Origin of the sequence: Halorussus salinus, from assembly GCF_004765815.2 — an archaeon.
Taxonomy (GTDB): domain Archaea; phylum Halobacteriota; class Halobacteria; order Halobacteriales; family Haladaptataceae; genus Halorussus; species Halorussus salinus.
Window position 1 is genome coordinate 49,558 of the sequence record NZ_ML974129.1, and the last position, 12,043, is coordinate 61,600.

At 63.5% G+C, this 12,043-nt stretch carries 10 protein-coding genes; 7 read left to right on the plus strand and 3 right to left on the minus strand.

Annotated features, from left to right (window positions below; genetic code table 11):
• Positions 1-44: 44 nt before the first annotated feature.
• Together EPL00_RS12100 and aglJ are read right to left on the minus strand one after the other, a co-directional pair.
• Positions 45-1,772 (minus strand): acyl-CoA synthetase, encoded by a 1,728-nt coding sequence (locus EPL00_RS12100; protein WP_135854425.1) that lies wholly within the window; start codon positions 1,770-1,772, stop codon positions 45-47.
• 89 nt (positions 1,773-1,861) lie between these two features.
• Positions 1,862-2,770 (minus strand): S-layer glycoprotein N-glycosyltransferase AglJ, encoded by a 909-nt coding sequence (aglJ, locus tag EPL00_RS12105; RefSeq protein ID WP_135854426.1) that lies wholly within the window; start codon positions 2,768-2,770, stop codon positions 1,862-1,864.
• Positions 2,771-3,046: 276 nt separating this feature from the next.
• Here aglJ and EPL00_RS12110 point away from each other — a divergent pair, with 276 nt between their 5' ends.
• From EPL00_RS12110 to EPL00_RS12125, 4 genes are all read left to right on the plus strand, one after another.
• A complete protein-coding gene (locus EPL00_RS12110) occupies positions 3,047-3,664 on the plus strand; it encodes an archaellin/type IV pilin N-terminal domain-containing protein (protein WP_135854427.1) in 618 nt (205 codons plus the stop codon).
• Between the two features lie 135 nt (positions 3,665-3,799).
• Positions 3,800-4,942 carry a glycosyltransferase gene (locus tag EPL00_RS12115; protein ID WP_135854428.1) on the plus strand — a complete coding sequence of 381 codons (1,143 nt, stop codon included), beginning with the start codon at positions 3,800-3,802 and terminating at the stop codon, positions 4,940-4,942.
• A 9-nt stretch (positions 4,943-4,951) separates the two neighbouring features.
• Complete coding sequence (locus tag EPL00_RS12120; protein ID WP_135854429.1) at positions 4,952-6,016, plus strand: glycosyltransferase family 4 protein; 1,065 nt, start codon at positions 4,952-4,954, stop codon at positions 6,014-6,016.
• Positions 6,017-6,072: 56 nt separating this feature from the next.
• Positions 6,073-7,524: a sulfatase gene (locus EPL00_RS12125; RefSeq protein WP_135854430.1), complete on the plus strand. Its 1,452-nt coding sequence runs from the start codon at positions 6,073-6,075 to the stop codon at positions 7,522-7,524.
• 9 nt (positions 7,525-7,533) lie between these two features.
• Here the strand turns inward: EPL00_RS12125 and EPL00_RS12130 are convergent, their stop codons facing one another.
• The gene (locus EPL00_RS12130) at positions 7,534-8,100 is read right to left on the minus strand and encodes a glycosyltransferase family 2 protein (protein ID WP_135854431.1); all 567 of its coding nucleotides are present in this window, start codon (positions 8,098-8,100) and stop codon (positions 7,534-7,536) included.
• Positions 8,101-8,194: 94 nt separating this feature from the next.
• On the opposite strand from EPL00_RS12130, the gene EPL00_RS12135 reads away from it, so the two are divergent.
• From EPL00_RS12135 to EPL00_RS12145, 3 genes are all read left to right on the plus strand, one after another.
• On the plus strand, positions 8,195-9,526 hold the full coding sequence (locus EPL00_RS12135; protein WP_135854432.1) for a sulfatase-like hydrolase/transferase: 1,332 nt from the start codon (positions 8,195-8,197) through the stop codon (positions 9,524-9,526).
• A 65-nt stretch (positions 9,527-9,591) separates the two neighbouring features.
• Positions 9,592-10,512, plus strand: coding sequence for an alkaline phosphatase family protein (locus EPL00_RS12140; RefSeq protein WP_135854433.1), 921 nt, complete (start codon positions 9,592-9,594; stop codon positions 10,510-10,512).
• Entirely contained in the window at positions 10,512-11,948 is a 1,437-nt protein-coding gene (locus EPL00_RS12145; RefSeq protein WP_135854434.1) for an oligosaccharide flippase family protein, read from the plus strand. Before EPL00_RS12140 ends, EPL00_RS12145 begins: the two co-directional genes overlap by 1 nt.
• Positions 11,949-12,043: the final 95 nt, after the last annotated feature.

Consider the following 12,043-nt stretch of genomic DNA (forward strand, 5'->3'; position numbering starts at 1 on the left):
GGGAGGGCTGTCGAGGAGTCCCGACCGAACTCCTCGCCCGCGGCTCACTGCCCGTCCACGTCGGCCTCCGCCTCGGCGTCGTCTTGGAGTTCCGTCCGGCGAATCTTCCCCGTCACGGTCTTGGGAAGCTCTTCCACGAACTCGATTTCGCGGGGGTACTCGTGGGCCGATAGCTCCTCGCGGACGTGAGTCCTGATGTCGTCTTTCAGGTCTCCGGAGGGGTCCGCGTCCGCGCTCGGGACGACGTAGGCTTTCACGATGTTGCCGCGCTCGCGGTCGGGCTTGGGCACGACCGCGCCCTCTGCGACCGCGGGATGCTCGCCGAGCGAACTCTCGACCTCGAAGGGACCGATGCGGTAGCCCGACGAGATTATCACGTCGTCTGCTCGGCCCTCGAACCAGAAGTAGCCCTCGTCGTCTTTTCTGGCGAGGTCGCCCGAGAGGTACCACTCGCCGTCCGGCCCCTCCACGAAGCAGTTGGCGGTCTTCTCGGGCTTGTTCCAGTACTCCGCGAAGAAGCAGGGGAAATCGGGGCGCTCCGCGATTTCGCCCGTTTCGCCCGGTTCCACCGGTTCGCCGGTTTGGGGGTCCACCACGTCGGCCTCGATGCCGGGCAGGGGTTTGCCCATGCTCCCCGGTTTCAACTCCATCGTCGGGTAGTTGTTGATGACCATGTTCCCCGTCTCGGTCTGGCCGTAGGTGTCGTGGACGGTGACGCCCAGCGTCTCCTCGCCCCAATCGACCACGCCCGCCGAGAGCGGTTCGCCGATGGAGAGGGCGTGGCGCAAATCGAGGTCCGCGCCGTCCAGCACCTCGTCGTTCTCCCGGAGCATCCGGTAGGCCGTGGGCACGCTGAACAGCACCGAGATGGGGTACTCGTCCAGCAGGTCGGCCCACTCCTCGGCGTCGAACTCGCCCTCGTAGGTGAACAGCGACGCGCCCCAGAACCACGCGCCGAGCGCGTTGATGGGACCCGTGAGCCATCCGAGGTCGCCCGTGGACCAGTAGAGGTCGTCGGGTTGGAGGTCCACCGCGTACTTCTGTGTCGCGGCGACTCCGGCGACCCACCGCTGTTTGTGCAGGACGCCCTTCGCCAGTCCGGTCGTCCCGCTAGTGTAGTAGAGCAGGGCGTCGTCTTCTCCGCCGGTCCGGGCCGCCTCGTACTCGTCGCTCGCGGCGTCGAGCGCGTCCGAGAACGCGACATCTCGGTCACCGACGCCTTCGCCGCGGTCCACCACGACGACGTGTTCGACCGAGGAGACATCGGCCAGCGCCTCGCCGACCGTCTCGCGGTTGTCGCTGGTCGTCACCACGACCGAGGCGTCGCAGTCGTCCAGTCGGTAGGAGATGCCGTCGGGACCGAACCGCTCGTTGACGCCGCCGAAGACGGCACCGCGCTTGAGCGTCCCGACCAGCGCCACGTAGTGTTCCGGAATTCGGGGCATGTACGAGAACACGCGCTCGCCGCGTTCGACGCCCAACTCTTCGAGGAGGTTGGCGAACCGGTTCGACCGGTCGGCCAGTTCCGCGAAGGTCAACGTCGTCAGTTCGCCGTCGGTCCCGACCTGCCGGAGCGCGACGTTCTCTCCTCGCGGCTCCGCCGCTCGGCTTTCCGAGGCGCTTCGCGGCTCGCTCTCTGCGTGGCGGTCGCAGACCTCGTGGCCCACGTTGAGTTCGCCGGGCGCGTCCCAGTCGGCCTCGTCGTACACATCGTCCCACGAGAACGATTCGCGCACTTTGTCGTAGTCCGAGAGGTTGTGGCTCTCTGCCATACGGAACACCATACTCAATTAACAGAAATAATTCTACCGTCGATTTCCGTCCGCGGGAAACTAACGGTCCGTCGATGGCGCGCGGCCACTCACTCCAGTCGCCGCATCTGCTCGCGGTGGAGCGTCACGATGAGGTCCGAGAGGACCCCGAACATCAGCAGTTGCACGCCGAAGAGGATGGCGAACGCCGCGACCACCGCCAGCACCTCGTGGCTCTCGCGGGGGACCTTCACAAACCACTCGTAGCCGACGTAGCCGCCGACGGTCACGCCGACTAGCGAACTCGCCACGCCGACGCTCCCGAAGTAGAACAGCGGGTTGCTCGTCTTCGCCAGTTGATAGAGGGTCACGAGGATGACCCCGCCATCCCGAATCGGATGTAAGTTCGTGTCCGACTCGTCGGGCCGGGCCTCGTAGCGAATCGGCACCACCGTCGTCGGCACGCCGTGCTTGACGCACTCGACGGCGAGTTCGGTCTCGACGCCGAAGCCGTCGGCGTCCAGATAGAAGTTCTCCACCGACTCGCGGGTGAAGGCTCGGTAGCCGCTCAGGATGTCCTCGAAGTCCTTGCCGTGGATGGTTTGGAACACCCAGTTGAACAGGCCATTGCCGAACTCGTTGAACCGACTCATCGCGCCCTCCTCCATGTCGGCGAAGCGATTGCCGATGACATGTTCGTACTCGCCGTCGAGGAGCGGTTCCAACATGGCTTCGGCGTCCTCCGGGCGGTAGGTGCCGTCGCCGTCGAGCATCAGGACGTACTCGGCGTCGATGTGGTCGATGGCTTCCCGGACTGCTTGTCCCTTTCCGGACCCCGACTGGTACATGACGCGGGCCCCGTGTTCGCTGGCGACCTCCGTCGTCCCGTCCGAGGAGTTCCCGTCGATGACGAGGACGTTCTCGTACCCGCGACTCGTGAACCCGTCGATAACCTCGCCGATGGTCTCGGCTTCGTTCAAGGTCGGGATGAGAACGCAAACCTCCTCGCTGTCGGCCATTGGAAGGCAGTGGTCACCACGAGCGCAAAAGGCTTACTCTATCAACTTTTCCCCGAGGCCCGGTGTGAGTCACAGTCCGTGGCCGTCGGATTCTAAGACGAACTATCGTCGTATTCCCGAACGTTACCGACTCGAAACTGACCGAGGCGCACTCTTGGCGTCGATTTTCTCCTGTCCGGGTGCCGATTATCAGGACTGAAAACAGACGAATGTTATATATATCGTTGGTGGTACGTCCACGTTGGGAAAGTTCCCGAATACAAAACGGTCCGAATAATGACACGGAATTATCTCTCGGCGGTAAAAGATAGAATCGAGGGCGCGGTCAACGACCGCGGTCAGGTGGGTATCGGTACGCTCATCGTCTTCATCGCGATGGTGCTGGTCGCCGCAATCGCGGCGGGCGTGCTCATCAATACGGCAGGATTCCTCCAGACCAAGTCCGAACAGACTGGTCAGGAGAGCAGCGCACAGGTCTCGAACCGCGTGCAGGTCGTCAGCGCGTTCGGTGACGTCGCCAACGAACGAGTCGAAACCATTAATCTGACGGTCATGCGCGGCTCCGGGTCCGACGACATCAATCTCTCGTCAGCCACGATAGAGTGGATCGGTCCGGAGAAGGCAACGACACTGGTCCACAACAACAAGGAACCGAAGACGCTGAACGGGACCGAATTCAACGTCAGTTCCATCAAGGACCCCGACGGCTCCGAGCCGGTACTGAACACGCAGGACGACCGATTCAAGATTACGATGGACGCGACCGCAATCTCCAGTGCCCTCGGTGAGGGCGAGGAGGTCAAACTCAAGCTCACTACCCAGTACGGCGCAGTGACGCTCTATCGTGCGAACGTGCCCCAGTCGCTCTCCCAAGAGAGCGCGGTCACGGTCTAATCGGTAGCGACCTTCCTCTCACTTTCGTCCTGTCCGTGCTGTTTTTTAGCACTACGCCAACGAGGAGACGCTGGTCTGTGGTCCGGCCGACGAACGACCAACAGTATGTTATACTCCGATTCCATACCCGGTCGTATGAACTCTCTCGTGGCCGCCGCCGGGGCGCTCGTCGCCGCCACGGCGCTGCCGTATCTCGCGTATCTGGCCCTCTACGCCGTCGTCTCGCCGAGCGGGTCGCCCGCAGACAAGCGCGACGACGAACCGAGCGTCAGCATCGTCCTCCCGACGTACAACGAGTCGGGCATCATCGAGAAGAAACTCGACGACGTGGTGTCGCTGGACTACCCGATGGAGAAAGTCGAGTTGGTCGTCGTGGATTCGAGCGACGACGAGACGCCGGAACTGATAGCGGAGTACTTCGCCGACCGCGCCCACCCCGACCTGAACCTCATCCGCGAGCAGGAGCGCCGGGGACTCGCGCCCGCGCTCAACGACGCCTACGCCGCGGCCGACAACGAGATGGTCGTCAAGACCGACTGCGACTCCTACGTCGCCGACGACGCGCTCCGAGAAGCGGCCGCCAACCTCGCGGACCCCGACGTAGCCGCGGTCACGGGCCAGAACGCCGAGGTCCTCGGCGGGAGCGAGGTCGAGGCCGGGTATCGGGGCGTGCAGGCCCACATCCAGACGCTCGAATCGCACCTCGACTCGACGCTCATCTTCCACGGTCCCTTCTCGGCGTTCGCGAACGACGCCATCGTCCCCATCGACCCCAACTCGCTGGCCGACGACACCGAGTTGGCGCTCAAGATTCGCCGGGGCGGCGACCGCGTGATATTCGACCCCGCGGTCCGGTACAAGGAGGCCTCCCATTCGGACTTCGGCAAGCGCCGCCTCCAGAAGGACCGCCGCGGGATGGGGCTGATTCGCCTGCTCGCCCAGCACCGCGACGCGCTCGGCAAGTACGGTAACTACGGGAAGTTGGTCCTGCCGTTCAACTGGTGGTTCATGGTCGTCTCGCCGTGGTTGGTCGCGCTCGACGTGTTGGCCGTGACCGCGGCCGGAATCGCGGTCGCGGGCCCGGTCGGACTCGCGGTCCCGGCCGCGCTCGCCGGGTTCGTCTGGCTCGGTCAGAAAGACCTGCTTGGACCGCTTCAGGCAGTCTACGCGGTCTTCGACTCGCAGGTCTCGCTGCTCCACGCCGCGATAGAACTCCTCCGCGGGAAGGGCGACGGGACGTGGGAAGTGGACGAGGAGCTACGGGAAGCGTTCGACTGAGGACCGCCGATGAAGATTCTACAGGTCACACCGCGCTACCCGCCCCACACCGGCGGCGTCGAGACCCACGTCGCCGAAATCAGCGAACGGCTGGCGGCCCGCGGCCACGACGTGACGGTGTTCGCGGCCGACGCCGACGAGGAGCTTCCGCGGCGCGAGACCCGCGACGGAGTTCGTGTGCGGCGGTTCCGCGGGTTCGCGCCCGGCGGCGCGTTCCACGTCGCGCCCGGTATCTGGCCCGCGGTCCGGCGGGCCGACCCGGACGTGGTTCACGCGCACAACTACCACTCGCTTCCCGTCTTCTTCGCGGCGCTCGGGACCGCAGTCGGGGCCAGCGCCGGAGGTGAAAGCGGGGACGCCCGGTTCGTCGTGACGCCCCACTACCACGGCGGGAGCGCGAGCGGGTTTCGGGACAAGTTGCTCTCGCTCTATCGGCCGCTGGGCGGGTGGGCGCTCGACCGCGCCGACGAGCTAATCGCCGTCAGCGACTGGGAGCGCGAGCAGTTGCGCGCGGACTTCGGCGTCGAAGCGACCGTGATTCCCAACGGACTGAACGTCGAGCGATTCGCCGACGCGACGCCCGAGGAGCGCGACCGACCGTACCTCCTCTGTGTCGGGCGACTGGACGAGTACAAGGGCGTCCAGCACGCGATTCGCGCCCTCCCGGAACTGCCCGAGTACGACCTGCTGGTCGCCGGGTCGGGGGACTTCCGCGAGGAACTGGAGACAGTCGCTCGTCGGGAGGGCGTCGCCGAGCGCGTGACGTTTCTGGGCTACGTCGCCGACGAGCGCCTGCCGGGGCTGTACGCCGGGGCCTCGGCGTATATTCTCGTCTCGTCGTTCGAGGCGTACGGCATGACCGTCGCCGAGGCGCTAACGAGTGGGACCTCCTGCATCGTCCGGACTGGAAGCGCACTCGACGACTGGGTGTCGGACCCCGGCGTTGTCGGCGTCGAGACGGTGGACCCTTCGACAATCGCGACCGCGGTCGGCGAGGCACAGGACGCCGTTCCCAGCGGCACACGAGTCCTGACTTGGGAGACCGTCGTGGACGAAATAGAGGCTCAGTACTGAGCGTGTACGACTCGAAAGCGGCGAAGTTATACCTCCAAAGCGCAACTGGCCAAGCAATGAAGCCGAACGTCCTCCTGATAGTCCTCGACAGTGTCCGGGCGGGCAACACGAGCCTGCACGGACACGAACACGAGACAACGCCGTTTCTCGAGACGTTCGCCGAGGAGGCGACGGTCTACGAGCAGGCCCGGTCGCCCGGCACGTGGAGTCTTCCGAGCCACACCAGCATGTTCACCGGCCTTCACGTGGAAGAACACGGCGTGACGCGGGCGAAACACTCTCTCCGTCCGGGTCACACGATCTTCGAGAGTCTCCGCGACGACCACGGCTACGAGACGGGCGTCTTTTCGGAGAACACGTGGATTACCGACATGGACGTGGGGCTGAAAGATGCTTTCGACACTGTCGAGGGTGCCCGAAATCTCCCGTACCCCGACGCGGTGGACCCGAGTAACTTCGTGCTGACCGAGGGACAGGGGCAGTATCTCGCGTATCTCAAGCATTGTCTCGACAGCGATTCGACCGCACAGTCGCTGGCCAACGGCGTCGTCACGAAACTTGCGTGGGACTATCCACGTTACCTCCCTGACTCGCTCACCGCGAGTACGCCCGCAGAGGTGTACGCCGACCTTTTCCTCGACTGGGAGGACGAGCGCGACGGCCCGTGGGCCGCCTGCATCAACTTCATGGACGGCCACCTCCCCTACGAACCCGACGCCGGTCACGACGGCTGGGGCGGCGAGCAACTCCGAGACCTCCAAGAGGAGATGACCGACCAAGTGTGGGAGTTCAACGGCGGGCAACGTCCGTGGTGGCAGCGCAAGGCGCTGGAAGGGCTGTACGACGGAACCATCCACCAGATGGACAACCAAATCGGTCGCGTCGTGCAGACGTTGAAGCAACGCGACGAACTCGACGACACGCTGGTCGTCGTCACGTCCGACCACGGCGAAGGGTTCGGCGAGCCGAGTCGCGTCCGACCCGGCGCACGTGTCGCGGCCCACGGCGCTGGCATCCACGAGGCGCTTCTCCACGTCCCGCTGGTCGTTCGCGCACCCGGTCAGCGCGAGAGTGAACGCGTCGATAGCGTCGCGTCGCTCACGCAGTTCCCGGAAGCGGTTCACGCCGCACTCGACGACGAGTGGGAAGACGACGCGTTCGTCCCTGACGGACCGGTCGTGGCCTCCTCGCACGGTCTCGAAGAACCGATGGAGGAGCGCGCCAAGAAGTACTGCGGCGACCTCTGGCGGTTCAACGGCGACGCGTATGCAGTGTATCGCGACGATGAGGAGTTCGTCCGCAAGGACGTAACGTGGCGCGACGAGGCGGCGTCGGTTCTCGTTTGCGACGCGAAGGCCGCGAGCAAGACGGGTACCGACGAAGCACGCGAGAGAGTCGAAGAAGTGTACGAGACTATCGAAGACCTCGGGGTACGCGACGAGAGCGAAGGGATGGGTGACGTAGACGAGGCGACGCAGAAACGACTCGAAGACCTCGGGTACGTCTGACCGCTGACCTTAGACCGGGAGCGTTCTTCGGACTTTCTGGCTGACGATTCTCGTGGCGACCGGACCGAAGACAGTCGGATGGCGGCGAGTGAGATAAGCGAGCCACTCGAAGTGTTCCGTGGTGGACATCCCGTCGCCGGTGTCCTCGTCGTAGTGCGGAACGGCCTCGCGGTCGAGTCGGACGATGGTTCCGCCGATCTTCTCGACCCTGATAGCGAAATCAGTGTCACCGCCGTGGTGTCTCGTCTCATCGAACCCGCCGACGGCGCGCCAGAGGTCCCTGTGGAAGATCATCAATCGCCCGATTATCCACCGAAGCGGCGGAAAGTCGGCGAGTCCGGCGAGCGTCCGTTCGTCGATTCTGTCGATTGTTTCGGCGACCGTCGTGCTCGGGAAGTCGATATCGTCGTCAGCGATGACGATCCAGTCGTTGCTCGCGGCTTCTACGCCAGCGTTTCGAGCGACGTTGAGGCCGTCGTCCCGACGGACGACGACTTCAGCCTCAGACGGTACCGTGTCGGTAGTATGAATCTCGTCACGGGCGGTCGGAACGACGATAGAGATGTTGTCGTACATAAATCCTCGAAGGGTCGTTAGAGTGTTTTCGTGGGAAAACTTATAACTGAACCGCAACACACTTGCGGGTCTACTGTACACGATTCAACAACGAATGACCAACATCGCTCTCGTCGTTCTCGACACTCTGCGGAAGGATGTCTTTGACGAGTACTTCGACTGGTTACCCGGTCGACGATTCGAGCATGCGTACTCAACGAGTCATCGAACCGTTCCAGCACACGCCTCGCTGTTTACGGGCAAGTACGCGAGCGAGATCGGCGTCGGTGGTGAACACGAACACCTCGACTGCGAGGAGCAGGTCTTGGCCGAGCAGCTCCAGAGCGTCGGTTACACCACTCGCGCGTTCAGTGCTAATCCCTACGTTTCACAGCAGTTCGGCTACGACCGAGGGTTCGAACACTTTGGGGGTAGTTGGCGACTCGACTCGTTTGACGACGACGTGTTCGACTGGGGCGTATTCATCGCCAACTCGCAGGACGAAGGACCGATCCGATACGCACGCGCGCTCTGGAACTGTGTCGTCTCGGACTGCGACACCCTTCAGTCGCTCGCGCACGGCGCGACGCTGAAACTCTACGACACGGGGGTCGGACCATTCGAGATGGACGATGGAGCGAAGAACGCGCTCGACGTCGTCCGGAACACGCCGTTTGGCGACGACGAGTTCTTCTTCCTGAATCTGATGGAGGCCCACGCGCCGTACAACCCGCCGTCCGAGTTCCGGACCGTTGAGGAACCCGAGTTCGACGGCATCAGCGCGACGCTCGGAGACGACAACAACGTGGACACGGACCGTCTTCGCCAGAGTTACGAAGATAGCGTCCGGTATCTCTCGGACGTTTACCGCGACATCTTCGCGGAGCTTCGAAGCGAGTTCGACTACGTAATCACGCTCGCGGACCACGGCGAACTGCTCGGCGAACACGGCGCGTGGAACCACTGTTACGGCGTCTTCCCTGAACTCACCCATGTCCCGCTAGTGGTCTCCAGCGACGAACACGAAGTCATCCGAGACCGAACGGTAGTGAGCCTCCTCGACGTCCACAGGACGGTCCTCGACCTCGCTGGCGTGTCCGGCGACTCCCGCGGCCGCGACCTGCTGGACGACCCCGAATCGGGAGCGTTCCTCGCCGAGTACCGAGGGCTGACGCCGCGGCAACTCGACCGACTCGAAGGCGAGGGGTTCGACTACGAGACGCTCACCGCCTACGACGAACCGCTCGACGGTCTCGCGGCCCCCAAGGACTACTACGGGTACGAGACCCGTGACGGATTCATCGAGACGGGGACGTCGCGGTCTTCGAATCCGTGGGAACGGCTTGACGCGCTCAGGGACGAGTTGTCCCGCGACGAAGCAAGCGGCGCTCGCGGCGACGTCTCCGACTCGGTACTTAAGCAACTGGAAGACCTCGGATACACATGAGGTTCCGAGCGTCGCCCAAATGGAATCCATCGATATTAAAAGGGGATGCCGCATAGTACCTGCAAATGACGCTCGTCGTACTCGGACTCGACGCACTCGACGCCGCCCTCGTAGACGATTTCGGCCACGACGTGTACCGGCTCTCGACCCACGGGAAGATGGAGTCGGTCGCCTACATGTTCGACGACCGACCCCACACGGGCGAGGTATGGCCGACGGTCGCTACCGGTCTCCACCCGAGCGAACACGGTATCACCGGCGGCGGCGAGAGCAGTTGGAGCAATCCCGTCGTCGAACTCGCCTCTCGGCTCATCGACCCTCTCAATCTCAAGATGGGGACCCGAAACAAGTTGGGCGACGTCGTAGAGAACGTGACCGGTGCGAGTTGGGAACTCGCCACCGTTTCTGACCCGACGTTCTTCGACGGTCCAAACCGGGTCGTCCACAACTGGCCCGGCGTCCACCGAAACGAGGAGCTTCACCGGGTGTGGGACGTTATCGAAGACGGGATCCGGAGTGGCGAGAACAACATGCCCCGCGAGGTGTACGAGCGAAAAATAAAGGGCATCGCCGCCGAGGAGTTCGGCTGGATTCGCGAGATGCTGAATCACGACTTGTCGCTGGTCGCCTCGCACATCCACGTCCTCGACGCCTTCGGTCACGCCTACTACGACGACCGAGAGAACCTCTGTGCTGTCTACGAGTGGTGTCAGGCCCATGTGCAGGAGATTCTCGACGAGATGGATGACGACGACGAGATGCTGATTCTCAGCGACCACGGCATGGAGACGACATGGACCGACGGTCAGAACGACCCCGGAACCCACTCGTGGCGCTCGTTCTCGGCGAGTACGCTCGACACCCGACCAAAGGACGTTCACGACGTGAAGTCGTGGGTTGAGGCGCACGTTGAGGACGTGACCACCGAACAGTCGGAACTCGACCTCCCGGAGGAGCAACTTCGACAGCTTGGCTACATCGAATAATGGCGGACGCAGGCGACATGAATCTCGGGCTGGAGAGCCTGAAGGGATTCGCTGGTAAAATACTCCAAGCGGTCCTCGGCTTTGCGGGGACGATAATCTTCGCCCGCGTGCTCGGCCGGAGCGACTTCGGCGGGTTCTACTTCCTGCTGTCGCTGGTCTTCATCGCCGACCGGCCGATCAGAGGATTCGGACAGGCCGTGGAGAAGCGCTATTCCGAGGCCGGAGCGCGCAAGCGCGAAATCGCTGGCGGTGCGATACTCTTGACCGCGGCGGCGCTCGTCGTCGCTGGCGTCGTCGTCTTCGCATTGCGTGACCTACTCGTCCAGAAGACGAATCTCGAGCAGGCCCCGGTAGTATTCGTGGCATTGTTCGTCGCGTTCGGCGTCTTCTACCCGGTACAGAAGATGCTTGGGGGAGAGGGGTGGATATCGAAGCAGACGTGGAACGATACACTCCGGTCGGTGCTAACCCTGCCGCTCCAACTCCTGTTCGTGTTCGCGGGGTTCGGCGCGGCAGGGATGGGCTACGGACTCGCAGCGGCGACCCTGCTCGTCGTCCCGGTCGCGCTGTACTTCCTCCGAATCAGACCGAGCGTCCCCTCGCGCTCGACCGTCGCGTCGCTCTGGTCGTACGCTCGGTACAGCACGGTAGCCGCGTTCGTCGGCAAGGCCTACGACCGGTTCGACGTGCTTCTGCTCGGGACGCTCCTGACGACGGGCGCGGTCGGAAACTACGAGGCTGCGTACAAACTCACGGTTCCAGCGACGTTCCTCGCCAGCGTCGTCGCCTCCGGACTCGCGCCCAAGGTGTCGAACCGCCACTCGAAGGAACAAGACGTGAGTATCGACGTGACAAACGGAGTCTCGTACGCTAGCCTCCTGTCGATTCCTCTATTCTTCGGTGTGCTGGCGATTCCGAGATCGCTCGTCGTGACCGCCTACGGTTCCGAGTATGCTGGGGCGGCGGTGTTCCTCGTCGGTCTCGCGCTCTACCAGTTGCTCTACTCTCAAACTTTGATGTACCAGCACGCCCTCTCGGGGCTGGACCTCCCCGACGTCAGGATGCGAATCGACATGCTAACGCTCGCATTTAACGTCGTGGCTGGCGTCGCGTTGCTTACCACCATCGGTGCCATCGGCGTCGTTGTCGCCACTATCCTCGCCGAGAGCGCGAGGTACGCCATGTCGATGCTTTCGGTCAACAGACGCATCGACGGTCTCGACGCGTTCCCCCGGACGCTCTTCGAGCAGGTGTTCGCGGCGGGCGTGATGTTCGTCATCGTTGAGGCTGGACAGCGCGCCATCGTCCTGCGGTCGTGGGTGCAACTCGGTCTCTTGGTCGGCATTGGCGCGGTCACCTACGGCGTCGTGCTACTCGTGGTCAGCCCCGGATTGCGGTTCACGCTCTCGTCGGTCTATCGGGACGCGACGAGCTGAATCCGCCACGGACCCTCGTCGAATTCGTCGCGGGCGTCCACCAATCGTCTGTGAGCAGGCAACGGGAACGACGGAAAATCGTGCTGAGATGATAA

Excerpts from the sequence above, each read along its gene's own strand:
- EPL00_RS12100 (WP_135854425.1), bottom strand. The coding sequence starts at position 1,772 with ATGGCAGAGAGCCACAACCTCTCGGACTACGACAAAGTGCGCGAATCG.
- aglJ (WP_135854426.1), bottom strand. The coding sequence starts at position 2,770 with ATGGCCGACAGCGAGGAGGTTTGCGTTCTCATCCCGACCTTGAACGAA.
- EPL00_RS12110 (WP_135854427.1), top strand. The coding sequence starts at position 3,047 with ATGACACGGAATTATCTCTCGGCGGTAAAAGATAGAATCGAGGGCGCG.
- EPL00_RS12115 (WP_135854428.1), top strand. The coding sequence starts at position 3,800 with ATGAACTCTCTCGTGGCCGCCGCCGGGGCGCTCGTCGCCGCCACGGCG.
- EPL00_RS12120 (WP_135854429.1), top strand. The coding sequence starts at position 4,952 with ATGAAGATTCTACAGGTCACACCGCGCTACCCGCCCCACACCGGCGGC.
- EPL00_RS12125 (WP_135854430.1), top strand. The coding sequence starts at position 6,073 with ATGAAGCCGAACGTCCTCCTGATAGTCCTCGACAGTGTCCGGGCGGGC.
- EPL00_RS12130 (WP_135854431.1), bottom strand. The coding sequence starts at position 8,100 with ATGTACGACAACATCTCTATCGTCGTTCCGACCGCCCGTGACGAGATT.
- EPL00_RS12135 (WP_135854432.1), top strand. The coding sequence starts at position 8,195 with ATGACCAACATCGCTCTCGTCGTTCTCGACACTCTGCGGAAGGATGTC.
- EPL00_RS12140 (WP_135854433.1), top strand. The coding sequence starts at position 9,592 with ATGACGCTCGTCGTACTCGGACTCGACGCACTCGACGCCGCCCTCGTA.
- EPL00_RS12145 (WP_135854434.1), top strand. The coding sequence starts at position 10,512 with ATGGCGGACGCAGGCGACATGAATCTCGGGCTGGAGAGCCTGAAGGGA.